At 71.0% G+C, this 23,189-nt stretch carries 17 protein-coding genes and 1 pseudogene; 9 read left to right on the top strand and 9 right to left on the bottom strand.

Annotated elements, in window-relative coordinates; translation table 11 throughout:
• Positions 1-24 precede the first annotated feature (24 nt).
• On the bottom strand, positions 25-609 hold the full coding sequence (locus tag B042_RS0119135; protein ID WP_028649695.1) for a dihydrofolate reductase family protein: 585 nt from the start codon (positions 607-609) through the stop codon (positions 25-27).
• Positions 610-704: 95 nt separating this feature from the next.
• Here B042_RS0119135 and B042_RS0119130 point away from each other — a divergent pair, with 95 nt between their 5' ends.
• The 5 genes and pseudogenes from B042_RS0119130 (at position 705) to B042_RS26745 (ending at position 4,933) form a co-directional block, all read left to right on the top strand.
• Positions 705-1,283, top strand: a complete 579-nt coding sequence (locus tag B042_RS0119130) for a TetR/AcrR family transcriptional regulator (protein ID WP_028649694.1) — start codon at positions 705-707, stop codon at positions 1,281-1,283.
• Between the two features lie 92 nt (positions 1,284-1,375).
• Positions 1,376-2,002 (top strand): hypothetical protein, encoded by a 627-nt coding sequence (locus tag B042_RS0119125; RefSeq protein ID WP_036555673.1) that lies wholly within the window; start codon positions 1,376-1,378, stop codon positions 2,000-2,002.
• Positions 2,003-2,080: 78 nt separating this feature from the next.
• Positions 2,081-2,419, top strand: a complete 339-nt coding sequence (locus tag B042_RS0119120) for a hypothetical protein (protein ID WP_028649692.1) — start codon at positions 2,081-2,083, stop codon at positions 2,417-2,419.
• A gap of 387 nt (positions 2,420-2,806) precedes the next feature.
• Positions 2,807-4,606, top strand: a pseudogene (locus B042_RS0119115) (carbohydrate-binding module family 20 domain-containing protein); the annotation flags it as partial.
• The gene (locus B042_RS26745; RefSeq protein WP_231494153.1) at positions 4,598-4,933 is read left to right on the top strand and encodes a carbohydrate-binding module family 20 domain-containing protein; all 336 of its coding nucleotides are present in this window, start codon (positions 4,598-4,600) and stop codon (positions 4,931-4,933) included. The pseudogene B042_RS0119115 and the gene B042_RS26745, both read left to right, overlap by 9 nt.
• A gap of 91 nt (positions 4,934-5,024) precedes the next feature.
• Here the strand turns inward: B042_RS26745 and B042_RS0119110 are convergent, their stop codons facing one another.
• Together B042_RS0119110 and glnA are read right to left on the bottom strand one after the other, a co-directional pair.
• Positions 5,025-8,078: a bifunctional [glutamine synthetase] adenylyltransferase/[glutamine synthetase]-adenylyl-L-tyrosine phosphorylase gene (locus B042_RS0119110; RefSeq protein WP_028649690.1), complete on the bottom strand. Its 3,054-nt coding sequence runs from the start codon at positions 8,076-8,078 to the stop codon at positions 5,025-5,027.
• A 240-nt stretch (positions 8,079-8,318) separates the two neighbouring features.
• Complete coding sequence (gene glnA, locus B042_RS0119105; protein WP_028649689.1) at positions 8,319-9,743, bottom strand: type I glutamate--ammonia ligase; 1,425 nt, start codon at positions 9,741-9,743, stop codon at positions 8,319-8,321.
• Positions 9,744-10,079: 336 nt separating this feature from the next.
• Here glnA and B042_RS0119100 point away from each other — a divergent pair, with 336 nt between their 5' ends.
• The 4 genes from B042_RS0119100 to B042_RS23870 all read left to right on the top strand — a co-directional run bounded on the left by B042_RS0119100 (position 10,080) and on the right by B042_RS23870 (position 14,916).
• Positions 10,080-10,556: an RDD family protein gene (locus B042_RS0119100; RefSeq protein WP_028649688.1), complete on the top strand. Its 477-nt coding sequence runs from the start codon at positions 10,080-10,082 to the stop codon at positions 10,554-10,556.
• Between the two features lie 149 nt (positions 10,557-10,705).
• The gene (locus B042_RS0119095) at positions 10,706-12,124 is read left to right on the top strand and encodes an LCP family protein (RefSeq protein ID WP_028649687.1); all 1,419 of its coding nucleotides are present in this window, start codon (positions 10,706-10,708) and stop codon (positions 12,122-12,124) included.
• A 256-nt stretch (positions 12,125-12,380) separates the two neighbouring features.
• Entirely contained in the window at positions 12,381-13,556 is a 1,176-nt protein-coding gene (locus B042_RS0119090; RefSeq protein ID WP_028649686.1) for a macrolide family glycosyltransferase, read from the top strand.
• Positions 13,557-13,779: 223 nt separating this feature from the next.
• A complete protein-coding gene (locus B042_RS23870; RefSeq protein WP_051415796.1) occupies positions 13,780-14,916 on the top strand; it encodes an LCP family protein in 1,137 nt (378 codons plus the stop codon).
• 69 nt (positions 14,917-14,985) lie between these two features.
• On the opposite strand, the gene B042_RS0119080 is transcribed toward B042_RS23870, so the two are convergent.
• The 6 genes from B042_RS0119080 to B042_RS0119055 form a co-directional block, all read right to left on the bottom strand.
• Entirely contained in the window at positions 14,986-15,687 is a 702-nt protein-coding gene (locus B042_RS0119080) for a DUF4191 domain-containing protein (RefSeq protein ID WP_028649685.1), read from the bottom strand.
• 213 nt (positions 15,688-15,900) lie between these two features.
• Positions 15,901-16,857, bottom strand: a complete 957-nt coding sequence (gene lipA / locus B042_RS0119075; RefSeq protein WP_028649684.1) for a lipoyl synthase — start codon at positions 16,855-16,857, stop codon at positions 15,901-15,903.
• A 101-nt stretch (positions 16,858-16,958) separates the two neighbouring features.
• Positions 16,959-17,663, bottom strand: coding sequence for a lipoyl(octanoyl) transferase LipB (gene lipB / locus B042_RS0119070; RefSeq protein ID WP_028649683.1), 705 nt, complete (start codon positions 17,661-17,663; stop codon positions 16,959-16,961).
• A 434-nt stretch (positions 17,664-18,097) separates the two neighbouring features.
• Positions 18,098-19,807, bottom strand: a complete 1,710-nt coding sequence (sucB, locus tag B042_RS0119065) for a 2-oxoglutarate dehydrogenase, E2 component, dihydrolipoamide succinyltransferase (protein ID WP_081748886.1) — start codon at positions 19,805-19,807, stop codon at positions 18,098-18,100.
• 105 nt (positions 19,808-19,912) lie between these two features.
• Positions 19,913-21,289, bottom strand: coding sequence for a dihydrolipoyl dehydrogenase (gene lpdA, locus B042_RS0119060; RefSeq protein WP_028649681.1), 1,377 nt, complete (start codon positions 21,287-21,289; stop codon positions 19,913-19,915).
• A 143-nt stretch (positions 21,290-21,432) separates the two neighbouring features.
• On the bottom strand, positions 21,433-22,947 hold the full coding sequence (locus B042_RS0119055; RefSeq protein ID WP_081748885.1) for a leucyl aminopeptidase: 1,515 nt from the start codon (positions 22,945-22,947) through the stop codon (positions 21,433-21,435).
• Positions 22,948-23,189 lie beyond the last annotated feature (242 nt).

Here is a 23,189-nt window from a genome sequence, read left to right as displayed (position 1 = left end):
CGGGCGCGCCGCGGGGTGTGCCCCTCACACGGCCGTGCGGCGGAAGAGGGTGAAGTCCGCCCCACTGTCGAAGGCGGTGGTCTCCACGCGTGTGAAGGCGGTCGGGTCGAATCCGGTGTCGAAGAGCGGTCGGCCGGCCCCGGCGAGGACGGGGTAGCGCTTGAGCAGGATCCCGTCGACCTCTGGGAGCAGGGTCCCGGCCAGGGTCGGGCCGCCGATCAGGCAGAGGTCCAGACCGTCCTTCTCACGTTTGAGCCGACGGACCGTCTCGACGGGGTCGGTGCCGGTGACGGTCACCGCCGGATCGGTGTCCGTCGCCAGCGCCGTGGAGAAGACGTACTGCTCCATGTGGGCGTAGGGGCTGGTGATGCCCTCTCTCAGCCCGACCTCGTAACTGCCCCTGCCCTGGATCAGGGTGCCGTAGCGCTTGTTGGGCGTGTCCGGATCCAGCCCCAGATGGCCCCGGGCGTGGGTGGGCACGAGCTCTGGGAGTTCGCGCAGCAGGTGTTCAACGGTGCCCTGGGCGACTGGGAAGAAGCCGAAGGAGCCGTCGGGGCCGCAGACGAAACCGTCCAGGGTGACACCGACGACATAGGTGAGCGTGCGCATGGCCCTCCTCGAACCCAAAACCACTATAATTGAAGTACTTCAAGTAAAGTACTTTGGCTGGAGTGGTTCGGTCAAGGTGATGCGACGGGAGGGACATGGTCAGAAATCCGCAGCGGCGCACCGCGCTGCTGGACGCGGCTATCGACGTACTCGCCGAGGAGGGCGCGCGCGGACTCACCTTCCGCGCGGTCGACGCGCGCGCGGGGGTGCCGATGGGCACAGCCTCCAACTACTTCGCGAACCGGGACGCCCTGCTGTCCGGGGTCGGCCTCCGCGCCTACGAGCGCTTCATGCCCGCTCCCGCGGAATGGGAGAGGGTCCGTGAGGTGTCCCGCGACCGCGCGGGGCTCACCGAACTCATGCACGGCGTGGTGCGTCGGATGCTCCGCGCTCCCGAGGTCCACCTCGCACTGCTGGAGTTGCAACTGGAGGCCGCGCGCCGCCCTGAACTGCGGAGCGGGCTCACGGGCCGTGTCCGTGAGGACCTGGAGGCCAACATCGACCTCCACGCCCGTGCCGGGATGCCCGGCGGACGCGGTGCGGTCGTCCTGCTCTATCTTGCCCTCAACCAGCTGGTCACCGAGCACCTCACGCTTCCCGGCGTCCTGGCTCCCGAGGGCTCGGTGCCCGAACTGGTCGCCGCCGTCGTGGAGCGGATCGTTCCCGAGGGGTGACACCGGCCCCCGGGACTCGGTTCGGTGACGAACCGCCGCCGGGGCGTGTCCCCTCGCCCCTGGTCATTGCCCGTAGTTGTCTTGTTGTGACCATGGGTGAGGATCGGGGGAGTGGTATGGGCTGGTGGAGCAGGATCGCCGTCGCGGTGGCCGGGGCGATGGTCGCGGTCGGGGTCGGGGCTCCGGTGTCGGCCGACGGGGTGACGGGCACCGCCGCGCGGGCGGGCCTGGACCGGTCCGCGTTCGTCAGCCTGCGGATGTCCGCCGACGAGAGGAGTCCGCGGCCGGGGGAGGAGGTGGTCTTCCGCGCCAGGGTCGCCAACGCCCACGGTGCGCCCCTGCGGGGGGCGCTGCTCGTCCAGCACCTGCCGGAGGGACTCGAGGTGACCGGGGTCGGCGGCGGCGAGAGGGAGGGTGCCGTGGTGTCCTGGGGGGTGGACGTTCCCGAGGGCGGCGAGTCTGTGTTCACTCTGCGCACGCGGGTGCCGGAGGGGACGCGCGACGGCGAGCGCCTGGAGAGCACCGCCTGCCTGCGCTACGGCCGCGGCGCCGAGCCGGCGGTCTGCGCCAGTGACACGGTCACGGTGGTCGAGCCCGCGGTGCTGTCCAGGGTCCGCGCCTTCGTCGCGCAGAGCGAGACCCTCCAGGTGGCAGCGGTGGCCCTCACCCTGGTCCTAGCCCTGCTGCTGTGGCGTCGGTTCTCCCCGAGCCAGGGCTGAACGGGCGGACTGGGCATCGTTACGTCAGTGTGTCATATCAACGCGGGTGAGTACTACGTGCCGTAGTAGCCTGGCGCCATGGACATCTTCTACTCCGCGCTCGTCTTCCTGCACATGCTCGGCCTGGCCGGCATCGTCGCGGGCTTCCTCATGCAGGTGATCTCCGGCAACGAGAAGTCGCCGAAAGTCCTGCTGCACAGTTCGCTCCTCCAGCTCGTCACCGGTCTCGCCCTCGTCGGCGTCGCCGAGATGGCCGATATCGGTGAGCTCGACCACGTCAAGGTCGCCGTCAAACTCACGGTCTCCCTGGCCGTGGTGGTCCTGGGCGTGCTCAACCTGCGCAAGCCCTCCACCCGTCTGGCCACCGTCGCCGGTGTCCTCGCCATCGTCAACATCGCCGTGGCGGTGTTCTGGTAGGACGTCCTGTGTCGGCTGCGGCCGACCGATCCGCGCAGTCGCCGGTGGCGGCGGGGTGGCCCCCGCCGCCACCGGCTTTTTCCTGCGCACCATGACTCCCAGTGTGGTATTGCGGAATCTCTGCAAGATTTTGCGAATCTCTTTCTGCAGGTCGAAGAGGTGCGCACTGTGTGGTCCATAGAGGGCCGGAGAGGGGAACTCCCCTGTTTTCGCACTTTGACGCGGATTTGATTGCGGAGGGTGAGGGCTGGGGCGTGCATGTGGAGTTCCGTTCACAGGAGACCGCTTCTCTGTTAGATTCATCACCGCCACGCAAGTTCTTGCATCTGATGCAAGGGTGTGGCATTGCGGTGGAGCGGCCCACTGCGAACCCCCCAAGGAGCATGTATGAGCCCACGACGACACAGGACGGGCGGGGCTCTGGCGGCCCTCGCCCTCGGCACCGCGCTGGCGGCGGCACCCGCCTCGGCGGCCCCCCAGCAGACGCCCCAGCAGCCCCCGCAGGCACCGACCGCCCAGGCCGACCACAACGGTGAGACGATCGTCCACCTCTTCGAATGGACCTGGGACTCCGTCGCCGCCGAGTGCGCCGACTTCCTCGGCCCGAACGGGTTCGGCGGTGTCCAGGTCTCCCCTCCCCAGGAGCACGTGGTCATCCCCTCGGCGGAAGGCGCCGCGTACCCCTGGTGGCAGGACTACCAGCCCGTCTCCTACCGCATCGACAACACCCGGCGCGGCACCGCCGCGGAGTTCCAGGCCATGGTCGACACCTGCCGCGACCACGGCGTCAAGATCTACGTCGACGCGGTCATCAACCACATGACCGGCCCCGGCTCCGGCACCGGAAGCGCCGGCACCGCATGGGAGTACCACGACTACCCCGACCTCTTCGGCGACGGTTCGGCCTCCTACGGCTATGCCGACTTCGAACCCTGCTACGAGACCGTCTCCGACTGGAACGACAAGTGGCAGGTGCAGAACTGCCGCCTGCTGGAGCTGTCCGACCTCGACACGGCCGACCCCCTGGTCCGTGAGCGGATCAGCCGCTACCTCGACGGCCTGGTGGACCTGGGAGTGGCGGGCTTCCGCGTGGACGCCGCCAAGCACGTCCCCGAGGCCCACGTCCAGGACATCTTCGGCGGCCTGGGCGACGTGCCCGGGTTCGGCGGCAGGCCGGACGTCTACTACGAGGTCTACGGCGACGCCACCATCCCCTACACCCAGTACACCTTCGACGGCGGTCGCGTCACCAACTTCGACTACCAGCGCGACATCGCCTCGAAGTTCGCCGACGGCGGCATCTCCGGGTTGGCGGACCTGCCCGACTACGGCGGACTCTCCGACGACCAGGCCACGGTGTTCATCGACAACCACGACACCCAGCGCTCGGCCCCCGCACTCACCCACAAGGACGGCGACCGCTACTACCTGGCCACCGCGTTCATGCTCGCCCACCCCTACGGGCAACCGAAGGTGATGTCGAGCTACGAGTTCGGGCACAACGAGGCCCAGGGGCCGCCCAGCGTCGGCGAGGTCGACGGCAACCCGGCGGGCTGGATCACCGAGGACACCGACTGCGCCAGCGCCGCCTGGATCTGCGAGCACCGCCACCCCGCTGTCGCCGGCATGGCCGCCTTCCGCAACGCCACGGGCGGCACCGCCGTCGTGGAACGCGCCACAGACGGCGGCTCCCGCCTGGCCTTCGACCGCGGATCACGCGGGTTCGCCGCCTTCAACGCCGGAGGTGGCACCTGGAACCTGACCACCGGTACCCGCCTGCCCGACGGCACCTACGAGAACGCGGCCGGCGACGGCACGTTCACCGTCTCCGGCGGACAGGTCACCGTCGCGGTCCCCGCGGACGGAGCCGTCGCGCTGCACGTGGGCGGTGAGTGCGACGCCCCCGAGGAGTGCGGAGGCAGCGAGACCGGCACCCTCTCCGCGACCGTCCACACCGACCCCGGCCAGGAGGTCTATGTCGTCGGCTCCGTCCCGGGGCTCGGCTCCTGGAACCCCGGGGACGGGGTGCGGCTCACCACCGACGAGGACACCTACCCCGTGTGGACCGGCTCGCCCGCGATCGACGCAGGGGACGAGTGGAAGCTGGTCAAGGCCGACGGCTCCGGGAACACCGTCTGGGAAGAGGGCTCCAACCGCACCGGTCCCCCCTCCAGCGCGGTGACCTGGGGATCGACCGGCGGCGGCCCCGCCTGCACCACGATCACCACCGAGTTCGACGTCCGCGCCGAGACCGACCCCGGCCAGGAGGTGTACGTCGTCGGCTCCGCCCTGGGACTCGGCTCCTGGAACCCGGCCGACGGCCTGCCGCTGGGCACCGACGAGGCGGGCTACCCGCGGTGGGGCGGCTCCACCGCGCTGCCGGCCGGTACCGGGTTCGAGTACAAGTACGTGAAGATCGACGGCGCCGGCCACGTCGAGTGGGAGTCCGGCGGCAACCGGTCGGCGACCGCCGACGGCGACTGCACACAGGTCTTCACCGACCACTGGAGCTGACACCGGACCACCGGCGAGGCGGCCGCCCGCTCCCCTGCGGGGCACCCCCGCGCACACCCCTGCGCGCGGGGGTGCCCCCGTTTCGCGCCCCTCAGTCGTCGTAGAAGACGCGCTCCATGACGGCCCGGGCCCGCCGCGTGGTCCGCAGGTAGTCCTCCGTCAACTGCTCGGCGGTGCCCGTCGACACCTCCTCACCCTGCCCGGAGCCCTCACCGGCCCGGTACCCCAGCGCCTCCGCCAGGGCCGCCCGCACCCGCAGGTCCGAGGGGAGCGAGTCACCGCCGCGCCCGCGTACCAGCATCACCATCCCGCGCACCCGGGAGGCCAGCCGCCACGCCTGGTCCAGCACGGCACCGTCGTCGGCCGCCAGGAACCCGTGCGCCACGGCCGCGTCCAGGGCCTCCAGTGTCCCCGTCGTCCGCAGGTCCGCGTGCTCGTGGGCGTGGCGCAACTGGATGAGCTGCGCCACCCACTCCACGTCCGACAGCCCGCCCCGGCCCAGCTTCGTGTGCAGGGTCGGGTCCGCTCCCCGGGGCAGACGTTCGGCCTCCATCCGCGCCTTCAGCTTGCGGATCTCCAGCACCGCCGACGGCTCCACCCCGCCCTCCGGGTAGCGCAGCGGATCGATCAGCGCGGTGAACGACGCGCACAGGTCCGCGTCGCCCGCGATCGTCTTGGCCCGCAGCAGTGCCTGGCTCTCCCACACCTGCGACCACCGGCCGTAGTAGGCGGCATAGGAGTCCAGGGTGCGGACCACCGGACCGCTCCTGCCCTCCGGACGCAGGTCGGTGTCGACCTTCAGGGGCGGCTCCGCCGCGGGCATCTCCAGCAGACGCGCCAGCTCCCGCACGATCGCCAGGGCCTGGCGGGTGGCGGCGCCGGTGTCCACCCCGGGCAGCGGATCGTGCACGTACATCACGTCGGCGTCGCTGGCGTAGGTCAGCTCGCCGCCGCCGAACCGGCCCATCGCCACCACGCACATCCGCGTCAGCCGCTCGCCGCCGGTCTCGGCCACGCCCCTGCCGATCGCCGCCCTCAGCGCCGCGTCGATGGTCACCGCCGCGATGTCGGTCAGCGCCGTGCCCACGTCCTGGACCGACGACACCTCCAACAGGTCGGCGGCGGCCGTCCTCAGCAGTTCGCGGCGGCGCAGCGCCCGCAGCGCCGCCACCGACTCCTCGGCCCGCTCATAGCGGCGCAGCGCGGCGTCGGCCTCCGCCGCGAGGACCTCCGGCCTGCGGCGCACCAGGTCGGCGTCGTCGGCCAGCGTCGCGACGGAGTCGGGGGCCCGTACGAGCAGTTCGGTGACGTAGCGGCTGGTGCCCAGAAGCCAGGCCATCCGCTCGGCCACCCGCACGTCGTCGCGCAGCAGGCGCAGGTACCAGGGTGTCGTCCCCAGGGCGTCGCTCACCTGGCGGAACCCGAGCAGGCCCGCGTCGGGATCGGGGGCGTCGGAGAACCAGCCGAGCATCACCGGCAGCAGCGTCCGCTGGATCGCCGCCCGCCGGGACACCCCCGAGGTCAGCGACCTCAGGTGCCGCAGCGCCCCCGAGGGGTCGGCGAAGCCCAGAGCCGACAACCGCACCTCCGCCTGGTCGGGTGTGAGCCGCACCTCCTCCTCCGGCAGACGGGCCACGGCGTTGAGCAGCGGCCGGTAGAAGAGCTTCTCGTGCAGGCGCCGCACCTCGGCCGAGACCTTCTTGCGCGCCTCGGTGAACTCCCGCACCGGATCTGCCGTGAACCCGAGTGCCCGGCCCAGCCGCCGCAGGTGGTCGGGGCCGTCGGGGCTTCTCGGATCGGGCATCAGGTGGGTGCGCCGCAGCTTCTCCAGCTGCAGCAGGTGCTCCGTCCGGCGCAGGAACCGGTAGGCCTCGGCCAGCCCCGCGGCGTCGCGTCGTCCCACGTACCCGTGTTCCGACAGCGCCGCCAAGGCCTCCAGGGTGTTGCCCGAGCGCAGCCGCTCGTCCGTGCGTCCGTGCACCAACTGGAGCAGTTGGACGGAGAACTCGATGTCGCGCAGCCCGCCCGGTCCCAGCTTCAGCTCGCGCTCGGCCTGGCCCGCGGGAATGTGCGCCACCACGCGTCGGCGCATCGCCTGCACGTCCTCGACGAAGTCCGTGCGGCCCGCCGCCTCCCACACCATGGGGGAGATGGCCTCGCTGTAGGCAGCGCCCAGGCCGGCGTCCCCGGCGATCGGCCGGGCCTTGAGCAGCGCCTGGAACTCCCAGGTCTTGGCCCAGCGCTCGTAGTAGGTGACGTGGCTCGACAGCGGCCGTACCAGCGGCCCGTTCTTGCCCTCCGGCCGCAGCGCCGGGTCCACCTCCCACAGCACGCCCTCGGCGTCGGTCTCGGAGGGGATGCGCATCATGGCGGTGGCCAGCCTGGTCGCGGCGCGCATCGCCGCCTGCTCCTCCACGGGCTCCCCGCCCTCGGGAGCGGGGGCGGGCTCGGCCACGAACACCACGTCCACGTCGCTGACGTAGTTCAGTTCGCGTCCGCCGCACTTGCCCATGCCGATCACCGCCAGACGGCACCGCGCGGCGTCCCCGGGGCGCTCGGCGCGGGCCACGGCCAGGGCGGCGTCCAGCGTCGACGCGGCCAGCGCGGCCAGTTCGGCGGCGACCTCCTCGACCGGGCTCAGACCTGACAGGTCCCGCCCAGCCAACCGCAGTACCCGCCTGCGGTAGGCCACACGCAGGGCGTGCTTGAGCCCGTCCAGGGACTGCCCGTCGAACACGGCCGCGACGGGTGCCGCCGCGTCCGGGTCCGCGCCCACGGTGTGCAGCAGGCCGCGCCGCAGCTCCTCCGGAGCGGGCGTGCGTGCGGCGTCGGCCCCGCGCAGCTCCCGCCAGTCGCCGGGATGGCGCACCAGGTGGTCGGTCAGCGCCGTGCTGGTGCCCAGCACGGCGCACAGCCGGGTGCGCAGGTCGGCGTCCTCACGCAGTGCGGCGAGCACCTCCCCGGCGTCTCCGTCGGCCTCCAGGACCCGGATCAGTCCGAGCAGGGCCCGGTCGGGCTCGGGCGCCTCGGCCAGCGCGGAGATGACGTCGGTGTCGGCCTGGGGGTCCAGACCGGCCTCCGCCAACAGGCGCAGTGCCCGGTTGCTGTCACTGAATCCGCGCCTGGCGAGTGCGCCTGCCGTCATGGTGCTCCTACCGTCCCTTGCCACGTTTCCAAGGTAGTGCGCCCGGCGCTGGAGGCACCGGACTGCCGTGCCACCCCTTCCCACCGGGGTTCGGTCGGGGAGGGAGGACACGGCACACAACGAAGGAGGCCATCGCCGGCGCGGGGAACGCCGTCGATGGCCTCTGAAGCCTTCGCCGCAGGCCCTGACGCGTGCCCGGTGGGGGCGGCCCCCAGGGGCGCACGTCAGAGCGTCGCGGGCTTAGATGTCGTAGTACAGCTCGAACTCGCGCGGGTGCGGGCGCAGGCGCAGGGAGTCGATCTCCTCGGTGCGCTTGAAGTCGATGTAGGTCTCCAGCAGGTCCTTGGTGAAGACACCGCCCTCGAGCAGGAACTCGTGGTCGGCCTCCAGGGCCTCCAGGGCCTCGTCCAGCGACGCGGGCACCGTCTTGATGGCCTGGGCCTCGGCCGGCGGCAGCTCGTAGAGGTCCTTGTCGACCGGCTCCGGCGGCTCGATCTTGTTCTTGATGCCGTCGATGCCGGCCATGAGCATGGCGGAGAAGGCCAGGTACGGGTTGGCCGACGGGTCCGGCACGCGGAACTCGATGCGCTTGGCCTTCGGGTTCGAACCGGTGAGCGGCAGGCGGATGCAGGCCGAGCGGTTGCGCTGGCTGTAGACCAGGTTGATCGGGGCCTCGTATCCGGGCACCAGGCGGTGGTAGGAGTTCACCGTCGGGTTGGTGAAGGCGAGCAGCGCCGAGGCGTGCTTGAGCAGGCCGCCGATGTAGTACCGGGCGGTGTCGGAGAGCTGGCCGTAGCCGGACTCGTCGAAGAACAGCGGCGAGCCGTCCTTCCACAGGCTCTGGTGGCAGTGCATACCGGAGCCGTTGTCGCCGAAGAGCGGCTTGGGCATGAACGTGGCCGTCTTGCCCGCCTCGTTGGCGACGTTCTTCACGATGTACTTGTAGAGCTGCACCTTGTCGGCCTGCTGGAGCAGAGTGCCGAACTTGACGCCGATCTCGGCCTGGCCGGCGGTGCCGACCTCGTGGTGCTGGAGCTCGACCTCCATGCCGGCCTCGATGAGGGCGCGGACCATGTCCGAGCGCAGGTCGCTGTAGTGGTCGACCGGCTCGACGGGGAAGTAGCCGCCCTTGTAGCGCGGACGGTAGCCGCGGTTGCCGCCCTCGATGGAGGAGCCGGTGTTCCAGGCGCCCTCGACGGAGTCGATCTCGTAGAAGCCGGTGTTGGCCCGGGTCTCGAACTTGACGTCGTCGAAGATGTAGAACTCGGCCTCGGGACCGAAGAACGCGGTGTCGGCCACGCCGGAGCCGCGCAGGTAGGCTTCGGCCTTGCGGGCGACGTTGCGCGGGTCGCGGCTGTAGGACTCCAGCGTGAGCGGGTCGTGGACGAAGAACGTCATGTTCAGCGTCTTGTGCTTGCGGAACGGGTCCAGGACGCCGGTGCTCAGGTCCGGAAGCAGCAGCATGTCGGACTCGTGGATGGCCTGGAAGCCGCGGATCGAGGAACCGTCGAACATCTGGCCGTCGGTGAACGTCGACTCGTCGACGTTCTCGGTCGGAAGGGTGACGTGGTTCACGCCTCCGAACAGGTCCGTGAAACGGACGTCGAGGAACTTGACGTCCTCATTCCGGATAAAGGCGAGCACCTCGTCGACGCTGCTGAACAAAACGAACCTCCGTGCAGGTGGCTGAGGCGGCTGGCTCCGACCCGCTCCGTCGCGGGTGCCCGGGCGCATGCCGCCTCCCGGCTTCGTCATCGAAGCTAGAAGTGGGTGGTTTCCACGCCATGTCTCTATTGTTTCTTGCATGTTACGGACCCCGACGTTGTCGCAGACCAACCGGTGTTAACAGGAGGTTCCATCGCGTGCCTGGACGAAAAGGGCGGCATGGTAGGCCCTCGGGAGGCTCCTCGCCGCTCCGCCGTCCCGTTCGCGGAGGTGTCCGCCGGATCGGAGCCGCACGGCAGGGAAGGGGAGGTGCGCGGTGCCGATACCGTGAAGGACATGAGTGACGAAAGGCGCAGCGGCACGGCCGCCCCCGAGGACGACTTCCGCTACCGCGGAAACCGCCTGGGCCTTCCCGAGCACGGCAGCGGGTCGGTCGCCTCCGTACCCCGACGCCTCACGGGGCTGGTGCTGGATTGGGTCCTCTCGGTGCTGATCGCCGGTGCCGCCGTCGGAGCCGGGCTGGCCGGCCCGGTCCCGGCCGCCTCTGAGGAGGCGGCCCCCGTGGTCCAGACCGGGGCCCTGGCCGTGTTCGCCGTGATGAACCTCGTGCTGCTCACCCTCCTCGGCACCACGATCGGCAGACGTATGGCCGGGGTCGGGATCACCGCGACCGGTGAGCGCCGCTGGCCCTGGCCGGTCTCGATGGCCGTGCGCACACTGCTGCTGTGCCTGGTCATCCCCGCCGTCGTCTACGACCGGGACACACGCGGACTGCACGACCGCGCCGCCGGGACCGTCGCCACCCGTTACTAGGGGGTGTGCCCCGTGCCGGGGTGACGCGTCCGCTATCCACTGCTGTTAGCATCCGTTCACTTCCATTTTTTCGGGAAATCCCATGATCTGCCGGGCGATCCCCACCGCCCGCCCCCGTGGGTCTCCCACCATTCCCCGCGAAGGTCCTCATGCCTAGAAGACGTTCCGCCCCCCGTGTGCCGCGTACCTTCGCCGGAGTGCGCATGTCCGCGGGACAGTGGGTCGCGTGCGTGGTCACGGCGGTGTCCATCATCATCAGTCTCGGCGGGTACGGCTGGTACCAGGGGATCGTCGGCAACATCACCACCACCCAGGTGGACACCGACGCCTGGGACCGCCCGGTCGATGTCGAGGGCGTGATCAACCTGCTCGTCCTCGGATCCGATGTCCGCTCAGGGGAGAACGCCGCCTACGGCGACGCCGAGGGGGAGCGCCCGGACGTCATGCTCATCGCCAGCGTCAACGTCGACAGCGGGTCGGCGACCCTGGTGAACCTGCCTCGCGACCTGGTTGTCGACCTACCGGCCTGCGAGGCCGTCGAGGGCTACGAGGGGATGGCCGCGCAGGCCACCCAGCTCAACTCGGCGATGAACTTCGGCGGGGTGGGCTGCCAGTGGAAGGCCATCGAACAGATCAGCGGCGTGCACCTGGACCACTTCGTCATGATGGACTTCGGCGGGTTCAAGGACATGGTGGACGCGGTCGGGGGAGTGGAGATGTGCATCCCCCAGCCCGTGGACGACCCCAAGGCCCACTTGACACTGGACGCCGGGCTCCAGACCCTCGACGGAGAGGAGTCGCTCGGCTTCGTCCGTTCCCGCTACGGCCAGGGCGACGGCAGCGACCTGTCCCGGATCGAGCGGCAGCAGGAGTTCATGGGGGCGCTGCTGCGCCAGGTGCTCAGCAGCGAGGTGATGACCAGCCCCGCCGCCATCACCGGTTTCCTCAGCGCGGTGACCGACTCGATCACCACGGACGAGGGTCTGACGGTCGACACCATGACCGACCTGGCCATCTCCATGCGCGAGGTCGATCTGGGTGCCGTCCAGTTCCTGACCGTCCCCAACACCCCGCACCCGGCGAACCCCAACCGGCTGGCCCTGAGCGAGCCCGCCGCCTCCGAGCTGTTCGGGGCGATCAGCTCCGGGGCTGACCTCGCCGACGGCGGGGAGGAGGACGGGCCAGAGGAGGACGACGCGGTCGGGGACGCTCCGGACCCCTCGACGGTCACCGTCGACGTGCGCAACAACACGGGCACCACCGGCCTGGCCGGGCAGGTTCAGCTCCAGCTCCAGGCGGAGGGCTTCCAGGTTCCCAGCACCGGCAACCCCGAGCTCCGCTTTCCCGACGTGACCACCGTCTACTACGGCCCCGGAGACCGGGCCGCTGCGGAGCTGCTGGCCGGCGGCCTGGCCGACGCCGTGACCGAGGAGGTGCCCGAAGGGCTGCCCTACACCCTCGAACTCGTCATCGGTCCGGACTGGACCGGCCCCGGAGGGGACTCCTCCCTCACCGAGGAGCTGGGCGCGATCACCGCCGAGGAGGAAGCGGCGCAGAACGCCTGCTGACCTCCATCGGCCTCCGCGTACGGCCTCCCCGTACCGGGTCGACGGAAGCTCCAGGGGGACACCGTCTCGTTCCCTCCGCAGGGCCCGCCGGACGGAAAACGTGTTGACCGAACGGCGGCCGTCCTGTTCGCTCGGAGGCATGTACTTCCAGGCCCTGATCTACAGCTAGGAACACGGCGTCCACCGACGCCCCGCGCCGTCCGCCGAGGACAGGCGCCCGCCAGCCCTGCCCGTAGACAGCCCTTGGAGAGACCACATGACCCGTCGCCTGCATGTCGCCATGGTCGGCGTCCCCGCCGTGAGCCACGTCCTGCCCAGCCTGGAGATCATCCGGGAACTGGTCGACCGCGGCCACCGCGTCACCTACGCCAACGACCCCGTGGACCGTGTCGGAGAGCTGATCGCCTCGACCGGTGCCGAACTCGTCCGCTTCACGACTACCCTCCCCATCGGGGACAAGGAGTGGGCCGACGATCCGATCGAGGGGATGGACATCTTCCTCGACGACGCGATCAACTCCCTGCCGGTCCTGCGGGACTTCTACGACGGCGACCGCCCCGACGTGTTCCTGTACGACATCGGCGGCTACTCCGCCCGGGTCCTGGCGATCGGTTGGGGCATTCCCTCCATCCAGCTCTCCCCGACCTACGTGGCCTGGGCGGGTTACGGCGACACCGTCATGGAGTGGTTGCGCACGCAGCCCGGTGCGGCCGAGCACTACGCCAAATTCGATGCCTGGTTGGCCGGGAACGGGATCACGGACCTGGACCACTCGAACTTCGCCGGGGCGCCGGACCGGGCCCTGGCGCTGATACCGCGTGAGATGCAGCCGCACGCCGACACCGTCTCCGACGCCGTGACGTTCGTGGGCCCCTGCCTCGGTCGGCGAGAGGAGCAGGGCACCTGGACCAGGCCCGCCGGTGCGGAGCACGTCCTCCTGGTCTCCCTCGGGTCGGCCTACACCAACCTGCCCGGGTTCTACCGGGAGTGTCTGAGGGCCTTCGGCGACCTGCCCGGCTGGCACGTGGTGCTCCAGGTCGGCGAGCACGTGGGCGGAGACGAACTGGGGGACGTCCCGGCCAACGTCGAGGTGCACCCCTGGGTGCCGCAGTTGGACATCCTGCGGCAGGCGGACGCCTTCGTCACCCACGCGGGGATGGGAGGCGCCAGCGAGGGCCTGTACACGGCCACACCGATGATCGCGGTGCCCCAGGCGGTCGACCAGTTCGACAACGCCGACCGCCTCCAGGAGGCCGGGGTGGCCCGCCGGATCGACACCGAAGACGCCACGGCAGAGACGCTGCGCGCGGCCCTGCTCGAACTGGTCTCGGACCCGGACGTGGCCGAGCGGCTGGCCGGGATCAGTGCCCGGCTCCAGGAGGGCGGCACCTCCTACGCGGCCGACCTCATCGAGGCGGAGGCCAACGCGTAGCACTCCCGGCGCCCTTCCCCCACGGCGGTGCGCCGCGCCCCTGCCGGGCGCGGCGGTTGTGGAAACGGGTGGTGGGGGGAGGGCGTGGAAGAGGCGGTTGGCGGTCACGATCTGACACGAGTCGTGCTGTTGGGGTAACATCCGGCGGTACGTCCGCCGCACCCTCGGAGCCGTGCCCCCGCGGACGCCCCTTCCCGCCCCAGACCGGATCACAGGTGCTCGCGTGGCTCGCAGAACGCTCTCCCCCTTCACCGCCCCCGGGGCCGGAGCGGGCCCCGCCCGGTGGGCCGCCCTCACCGTCGCCGCCGTACTCGTCGTCGCGGGCCTGGTCGCCTACCTGGGCTACGCCGCCCTCGGCGTCCGCACCGAGGAGGTCGACACCGACGCCTGGGGCGACCGCCCCGTCCGTATCGAGGGCATGCGCACCGTCCTGGTACTGGGCACCGACGAGCGGGCGCCGGAGCACGCCGCCTACAGCCGCGAGCACGGTGTCCGGCCCGACGTCCTGGTCCTGGTCGGTGTCGACATCGACCGCGGAGCCGTGACCATGGTCAACCTGCCGCGCGACCTCATCGTGGACCTCCCGCCCTGTCCGGCCGCGCGGGGGTACGGCGGCTGGCCGGGGGGACAGGACCAGATCAACCACGCCCTGCGCTACGGCGGCCTGGACTGCCAGGGGCGCACGGTGGAGTCGGTCACCGGCGTGCACCTGGACCACATGGTCGCGGTGGACTTCGCCGCCTTCGAACGGATGGTGGACACCCTGGGCGGGGTCACCCTGTGCGTACCCGAGCCGATCGACGACCCCGGGGCCGAACTGCGGCTCGATCCAGGGGAGCAGGAGCTCGACGGGCGCCAGGCGCTGGGACTGGCCCGCTCGCGCGCCAGCACCGAGTTCGGCAGCGACCTGGGGCGCATCCGGACTCAGCAGCGGCTCATCGGCGCCCTCCTGCGCGAGGTGACCGAGGGCGAGGTCATGTCCAGCCCGGCGGCGCTGTACGCCTTCGTCGACACGGTCACCGACCACATGGTGACCGACGACCGCCTCACGGTGAAGGCGATGGCGGAACTGGCGGCCGCGATGCGCGGGACCGACCTGTCCCGGATGACCACGGTGACGGCGCCGGTGCGCGACCACCCCTGGAACCCGAACAAGGTCGTCCTCGACGAGCCCGCGGCGACCGCCCTGTTCACGGCGGTGGCGACGGGGCGGGCCCTGCCCGGTGCCGGGGACACTACCCCCTCCGCGCACTCCACCCCCTCGGGTGCACCCCCGGCCGTGCCGTCGCAGGCTCCGGACGGCCTCCCGGCCGGGCTGGAGGCGGTCTCGGCCGACGCCGACACCGTCTCCTGCCAGTGACACCCGGTCCGTGCACACGGGAGAGCGGGGCCGCCGACGTTCGGCGGCCCCGCTCGGGGAACGTGTGGATCAGCCGGCCTGGCCGCGCATCCCCCGGGGCATCTTGGCGTTCCGGGGCATGGGGCCCTTGGGCATCTGCATGGCCGGGGGCAGCGCCTTGAGCCGGTAGATGAGTTCGGCGACCATGGACTTGTCCAGGGTGCGGGGCAGCTTGAGCAGCGTCCTCTGGAGCTTGTCCAGCGGCACCTGGCCCTCGCCGTTGCCGACCTTGAAGTCGTAGATGTGGATGTCGTGCGCCACGCGTGAGACCCGCTTCTTCTCCCCGGCGATCAGGCCGCGCAGCCGGTTCGGGTCGCCCTCGCCGACGAGGATCACGCCGGGTCGGCCGACCACTCGGTGCACCACGTCCATCTGCTTGTTGGCGGCCACCCCGGCCTCCATGGTCCAGTTGCCGCGCATGTTCTCCAGGATCGCCATCCCGGCGCCCAGGCGGCCGTCCAGCATCGTGTACTGGACGCGCTGTGCCGACCGCGTGAAGATGATGAAGCCCACCAGGAGCGCCACCGGGACACCGGTGAGCGGCCAGATGATCCACGACCCGGTCCAGATGCCGATCACGACGAACACCGCGAGGATGAGGACCGCGACCGCGGCGGCGATCGGGATCGTGCGCGGGCTCTGCTGGTGGACGACCTTGGCGACCATGCCGATCTGCTTGAGCCGCCCGGGCTGCTGGTCGGCCGTCTTCTCGGAACCCTGTTTTTTCGCCATCGTGCTCTCAGGCAGCGTGCACCGACGGTGTCGGCGGGGAAGGGCGTCCCTGGGCTGCCTTGCCTCCTCTTCGCGGTCGACCTGTGTGCGGCGCCATCGGGCGCCAACGAGCCGGGCGCCTCACCCCACCAGGATAGGCGGCCGCTCGCGGGGGTGCGGAACGGTGGCCCGGGAGCCACCGTTCCAGCTTGGTTACGACTGTGGTGATATGGCCTAGAGTGTGGCGTTCGCTGTAGAAGTGGCCTCGGTGTCCCGCTTCTCCCGCGCCTGCTTGTACAGGCGGCCGGCACGGTAGGAGGAGCGCACGAGCGGCCCGGACATGACCCCGGCGAAGCCGATCCTCTCGGCCTCCTCGCCCAGTTCGGCGAACTCCTGCGGCTTCACCCAGCGGTCGATCGGGTGGTGCAGCTTGGAGGGGCGCAGGTACTGGGTGATGGTCAGCAGGTCGCACCCGGCCCCGTGGAGGTCGCGCATGGCCTCGACCACCTCCTCCGTCGTCTCGCCCATGCCCAGGATGAGGTTGGACTTGGTGACCAGTCCGTCCTCGCGGGCCCGGGTGATGACCTCCAGGGAGCGCTCGTAGCGGAACCCGGGACGGATGCGCTTGAAGATCCGCGGCACGGTCTCCACGTTGTGGGCCAGCACCTCCGGGCGCGCTCCGAACACCTCGGCCAGTTGCTCGCCGTCGGCGTTGAAGTCCGGGATGAGCAGTTCGACCCCGGTCCCGGGGTTGAGCTCGTGGATCTTGCGGACCGTCTCGGCGTACAGCCACGCGCCGCCGTCGTCCAGGTCGTCGCGGGCCACGCCGGTCACCGTGGCGTAGCGCAGCCCCATCGTCCGGACGGACTCGGCGACCTTGGTCGGCTCCATGCGGTCCAGTGGGCTGGGCTTGCCCGTGGCGATCTGGCAGAAGTCGCAGCGCCGGGTGCACTGGTCGCCGCCGATGAGGAACGTGGCCTCCCGGTCCTCCCAGCACTCGTAGATGTTGGGGCACCCGGCCTCTTGGCAGACGGTGTGCAGACCCTCCTTCTTCACCAGCGACTGGAGCTCGGTGTACTCCGGCCCCATGTGCGCCTTGATCTTGATCCACGGCGGCTTCTTCTCGATGGGGGTCTCGCTGTTGCGCGCCTCCACGCGCAGCAGCTTGCGGCCCTCAGGAGCGATGGTCAACGTGAACCCGTTCCCTTCTGTGCCCCGCACCGGGGGCCCGCACCCCTCGTGGGGGCCGTGTGTACCCCGGCCGGGGCCGGTGGCTCGTGCGGTCCGGACGGTCATCCGCGGGCGGCGGCGCCGGCGAGCAGCCCGGCACCGTCGGTGTGGCTGTAGCTCTCCGCGCCGAGGGCGTCCGCCAGGTGCCGTTCCAGGTGCGGCCGCACCTCGGAGACGGGCACGTCACGGCCGAGCTCGGCGGTGATCGATGTGGTGTCGGCGTCGGAGATCCCGCACGGAACAATCCGGTCATACCATGACAAGTCATTATCGCAGTTCAACGCGAGCCCGTGCATACCGACCTTGCGGGCGATACGGCAACCGATCGCCGCGATCTTGCGCTCGATGAGCCCGCGCCCGGGGTCGGCGTCCAGCCACACCCCGGTCCGGCCCTCCACCCGCCGCCCGGCCAGGCCGAACTCCGCGATGGTGCCGATGACGGCCTCCTCCAGCATGCGGACGTAGGCGATCACGTCGATGGGGTCGCGCAGCCTCACGATGGGGTACACCGTCAACTGCCCCGGGCCGTGCCAGGTGATCTTGCCGCCGCGGTCGATGTCGACGACCGGCGCACCCGGGTCGGTCAGGGGACGGTCCCACGCACCGGTGCGCTTGCCCGCCGTGTACACCGGTTCGTGCTCCAGCAGCAGGACCGTGTCGGCCACCTCGTCGGCCACACGGCGCTCGTGCAGCCGCTTCTGGAGGGCCCAGCCCTGGTGGTACGGGACCGGCACACGGCCCATCCACGCGTAAACGAGATCACTCACGCCCTCAACCTTACGCGCCGGAAGGGAAGCGCGGTCGGGCCGCGATGTCGGATAGCGCACTACCGGCCCCGGGGCGCACGGGGGAATAAGCTCGCCCCCCCGAGGCGTTCGAGCGGCACCCGCGGATTTTTCTCGGTCTTTTTCGGCGAAAGCCCTGCGGAGAGGCTCCGGCTCTTCTAGGTTGTGTGTGGGGCAAGGAACTCCGCGTCAACGCGAAGTCACCTTGGGCAACCGCCGTCGCAGCGGGCGTGCCTTCCCCGCAGACCTTTGATGATGGGGATCATCAGGGGATGGTGATTGGTGGGGTAAGGAACGGGGCGGTGCCACGGCACCGCCCCGTTCTCCGTTCTGCGGGAGCCGGGCACACCGGCCCGACGCGATGGGCCGGACGCCGTTGGCGGCATCCGGCCCGCTGTGACGGGGGAGCGGTGCCCCTACAGGCCCAGGTCGGCCTCGAAGGCGCCCTCCTCCAGGCGGTCCTTCACCTGCTGGAGGAAGCGGCCCGCGTCGGCGGCGTCGATCAGGCGGTGGTCGTGCGACAGGGACAGGTACACCATCGAGCGGACCGCGATCACCTCACCGCCCACCGCCGGGTCTTCCACCACGACCGGCCGCTTGACGACCGCGCCGGTGCCCAGGATCGCTACTTGCGGCGTGTTGATGATCGGCGTGCCGAACAGGGCGCCGCTGCCGCCCGTCTCGGCGATGGTGAACGTCCCGCCCCGCAGGTCCTCCGGAGTCAGGTTCCCGGTGTGTGCGCGTTCGGTGACCGCTCGGATGTCGAGGGTCAAGTCGCTGAGGCCCAGAGCGCCGGCCTCCTTGATCACCGGGACCAGCAGGCCCCGGTCGGTGTCCACCGAGACACCCAGGTTCTCCACGTCGTGGTAGTTGATCTCCTCGTCCTCGACCACCGCGTTGAGCTTGGGGTTGGTCCGCAGCGCCTCGACGGCAGCCAGCGCGAAGAAGGGGAAGAAGTCCAGCGGAGCCCCCGTGCGCTCGGTGAAGGCCGGGCCCTCCTGCTCGCGCAGACGCGCGATCTTCGTGACGTCCACCTCGATGACCTGGGTGGTCTCGGCCGCCGTGTTGAGCGACTCCACCATGCGGTCGGCGATGTAGCGGCGCAGGCGGCTCATCTTCTCGGTGCGCCCGCGCAGCGAGGTGTCGGTGGCGCCCTTGCGCGTGGCCGAGGAGGGGGCGGCGGGGGCCGAGGCGCGCGCGGCTGCGGCCTTGCGCTCCTCGGCGGCCCTGAGCACGTCCTGCTTGCGGACGCGTCCGCCCACGCCGCTGCCCTGGACGCGGCTGAGGTCGACGCGGTGCTCGGCGGCCAGCTTGCGGACCAGCGGTGTCACGTACGCCTCGGTGACGGCGTCGGTGCCCGAGGCGCGCCCGGTCCCGCTGAGGGTCTCGATGTCCACGGAGGGAGCCCCGCCGAAGTCTTCGGGGCTCTCCTTCGGCTCGGGCTCCGGCGCGGGTTCGGGCTCGGGCTTCTCGGCAGGCTTCTCCGCGGCGGGCTCCGGCTCCGGAGCGGACTCGGCCGCGGGGGCGGCGCCCTCGCCGCCGATGACCGCGATCCTCGCGCCGATCTCCACGGTCTCGTCCTCTTCGGCGAGGATCTTGGTGAGTACGCCCGCGACGGGGGAGGGGATCTCGGTGTCCACCTTGTCGGTGGAGACCTCAAGGAGCGGCTCGTCTACCTCGACGGTGTCGCCCACGTTCTTCAGCCACTGGGTGACGGTGCCCTCGGTGACGCTCTCACCCAGGGCCGGCATGGTGACCTCGGTCTCCGGGCCGCTGGAAGGGGCGGCCTTCGGCTCGGGCTCCGGCGCGGGTTCGGGCTCGGGCTTCTCGGCAGGCTTCTCCGCGGCGGGCTCCGGCTCCGGAGCGGACTCGGCCGCGGGGGCGGCGCCCTCGCCGCCGATGACCGCGATCNNCGTGCCGATCTCCACGGTCTCGTCCTCTTCGGCGAGGATCTTGGTGAGTACGCCCGCGACGGGGGAGGGGATCTCGGTGTCCACCTTGTCGGTGGAGACCTCAAGGAGCGGCTCGTCTACCTCGACGGTGTCGCCCACGTTCTTCAGCCACTGGGTGACGGTGCCCTCGGTGACGCTCTCACCCAGGGCTGGCATGGAAACGGAAGTCGGCATGGGTTCCTCGTTGGGTCTGGGCGCGGAATCTGCCCAACGCCTTGACTGGGCAGCGCGAATGTGGCGGGGGGCGGGCCGCCGGGGCCCGCCCCCCGGGTGGTGCGGTCAGTCGTGGACGTGCAGCGGCTTGCCCGCGAGCGCCAGGTGCGCCTCTCCCAGCGCCTCCGACTGGCTCGGGTGCGGGTGGAGGAGCTGTGCGACCTCGGCGGGCAGCGCCTCCCAGTTGTAGATCAGCTGGCCCTCGGCGATGAGCTCGCCGACCCGGCTGCCGACCATGTGGACCCCCAGTACCGGCCCGTCCTTCTCGGCGATGACCTTCACCGCGCCCTGCGTCTGCAGGATCTGGCTCTTGCCGTTGCCCGCGAGGTTGTAGTTCATCTCGACGACGTCGTGGCCGCGCTCCTGAGCCGTCTTGGTGGTGAGGCCGACCGAGGCCACCTCCGGCTCGCAGTAGGTGACACGCGGGACACCGTCGTAGTCGATGGCGGGCGGGTTCTGCCCGGCGATGTGCTCGGCGACGAAGATGCCCTCGGCGAAGCCGACGTGGGCGAGCTGAAGGGTCGGGATCAGGTCGCCCACGGCGTAGACGTCGCCGACACCGGTGTGCAGGTTCTCGTCCACCGTGACGAAGCCGCGCTCCAGCGCGATGCCCTGTTCCTCGTAGCCCAGCCCCTCGGAGACCGGGCCGCGGCCGATGGCGACCAGCAGGACCTCGGCCTCCAGCGTCTTGCCGCCCTTGAGGGTGACGGTGACACCGGAGCCGGTGGTCTTGACCGACTCGAAGGGGGTGCCCAGCTCGTACTTGATCTTGCGCTTGCGGAAGGCCCGCTCCAGAAGCTTGGAGCTGGACTCCTCCTCGGCCGGGACCAGGTGGGGCAGGGCCTCGACGATGGTGACGTCGGTGCCGTAGGAGCGCCATACGCTGGCGAACTCCACACCGATCACACCGCCGCCCAGGACGATGGCGGACTCGGGGACGCGGTCCAGGTCCAGGGCCTGGTCGCTGGTCATCACCTTCTCGCCGTCGATGTCCAGGCCCAGGGTCTTGGGCTGGGAACCCGTTGCCAGGACGATGCTGCGGCCCTTGTAGACCGCCCCGTCCACGGTGACCTCGTCGGTGCCGGTGAGCTTGCCCTCGCCCTCGACCACGGTGATCTTGCGGGACTTGACCAGACCGGTCAGGCCCTTGTGCAGACCGCCGATCACCTTGCCCTTGTACTTGTGGACCGCCTCGATGTCGATGCCCTCGAAGGTGGCCTTGACACCGAAGGCCTCGCTCTCCTTGGCGGAGTCGGCGACCTCGGCCGAGTGCAGGAGCGCCTTGGTGGGGATGCAGCCGCGGTGCAGGCAGGTGCCGCCCAGCTTGTCTTTCTCGATCAGGACGACGCTCATGTCGAGCTCCGCGGCGCGCAGGGCGGCCGCGTAGCCGCCGCTGCCGCCGCCGAGGACGACGAGGTCGAATGTGCCGCCGCTCTCACTCACGGGAACGAACTCCTTGTTCAGTGGCTGGTGCTTGCCGGGTTGGACGCGGACCCGGAGCGGGCGTCGGGGGGACGGCGCCCAGGCCGCGGGGAACGGGGCGGGGCGTCACTCCGGCTCATGGAAGCGACGCCCCGCCCCGGGGGTCACATGGCGGCGTACTCCTCGGCGAGGCGGACCAGGGTGCGGGTGCCCGCACCGGTACCTCCCTTGGGGGTGTAGCCGTGGGGGCCGCCCTGGTTGAAGGACGGTCCCGCGACGTCGAGGTGTGCCCAGGCGACGCCCTCCTCGATGAACTCCTTGAGGAACACGCCGGCGGAGAGCATGCCGCCCCAGCGCTCCGCGGACACGTTCGCGATGTCGGCGACGGAGGAGTCCAGGCCCGAGCGCAGCTCCGCCGGGAGCGGCATCGGCCAAGCGGACTCGCCCGCGGTACCGGCCGCGGCGGTGACTCGCTCGCGCACCTCGTCGCCGTTGGCCATGACCGCGAACACGCGGGCCCCGAGCGCGACGAGCTGCGCGCCGGTCAGCGTGGCGATGTCCACGATCAGGTCCGGCCCGTCCTCCTGGGCGCGTACCAGGGCATCGGCCATCACCAGGCGCCCCTCGGCGTCGGTGTTGAGCACCTCCACCGTCTTGCCGCCGTAGATGCTCAGGACGTCGGAGGGCCGCTGCGCGGTGCCGCTGGGCATGTTCTCCGCCACGGCCAGGTAGCCGACGACGTTGACCTTCAGCTTCAGGGCGGCGATGGCGCGCATCGCCGCGAGCACGGCGGCGGCGCCGGCCATGTCGGACTTCATCCAGTCCATCGCACCCGCGGGCTTGAGGGACAGGCCGCCCGAGTCGAAGGTGATGCCCTTGCCGACGAAGGCGATGGTCTTGGTCGCCTCCGGGTGGGAGTGGGCCAGGCGGACCAGGCGCGGCGGGTTCACCGAACCCTGGCCGACCCCGGTCAGGCCACCGTAGCCGCCCTCGGCCAGTGCCCGCTCGTCCAGGACCTCGATCGCCAGACCGGCCTGCGCGGCGGCCTCCCGTGCCGCGGTGGCCAGGTCCTCGGGAACCAGGTCGGCGGGGGCCGTGTTGACGAGGTCGCGGGTCAGGCAGACCGCATCGGCCAGGACCTCGGCGCGCTCCACAGCCTCGGCGGCGCCGTCGGCACCCGAGACCACGCTCAGGGAGGTGTTCCGCTCGCCCGCGGACTCCGCCTTCCCCGCGGTGCGGTACCGGTCGTAGGAGTAGGCGCCCAGACGTGCTCCGAGCGCCGCCGAACCCGCCTCCGCGGCGGTGTCGGCGGGCAGGGCCAGCGCGACGCGGCCCGCGCCCTCAGGGCGTGCGGCCAGGGACCGCAGGGCGGCCCCGGCGGCACGGGACAGGACTTCGGGGTCGACGGTGCCGTCGTCGGGGGCCGGTCCGAGACCGACCGCGACCACGACCGGGGCCGTTACGACTCCGAGGGAAGCAAGGGTGTGCACCTCCTCGGGGGCGCCGCTCGCTCCCAGGAGCGACAGGGTCGTGCCGAGGCCGCCAGGGAAGGCGGCGTCGACGTCACGAGCGCCCGATGCTGGCTCCGGAGCCTCACCTCCGGAGTGGTAGCCGACGACGACCGCGTCGGCGTCGAGCGAACTGGGGGACTCCGTAATTACTGACAACGACGTGCTCACATCCCCGATGCTAGTCGTCCCGCGTACACGCGGGCGACGCGGCACCCCGTGCCCCCGGGGCCCCTGGCGCGGCACTCCGAGGGGGAGGGGAGGCCGGCCGGGGGCCGGGGCGGCCCTCTCGTGCGTGCCCCGCGAGGGGGGCTCTGGCCGCTGGTGAAGGGTGTCACAGGGGGTTCCTGGACGCGCCCCGGACCGGTCCGGGGCGCGTCCAGGGGCGCTGTGAAAAAATGTGACCAGGGTGA

The sequence above is a fragment of the Nocardiopsis sp. CNT312 genome, from assembly GCF_000515115.1.
Classification (GTDB): domain Bacteria; phylum Actinomycetota; class Actinomycetes; order Streptosporangiales; family Streptosporangiaceae; genus Nocardiopsis.
Note: the sequence above shows the minus strand (reverse complement) of the source record. Positions and strands in the feature narration are given on the sequence as shown.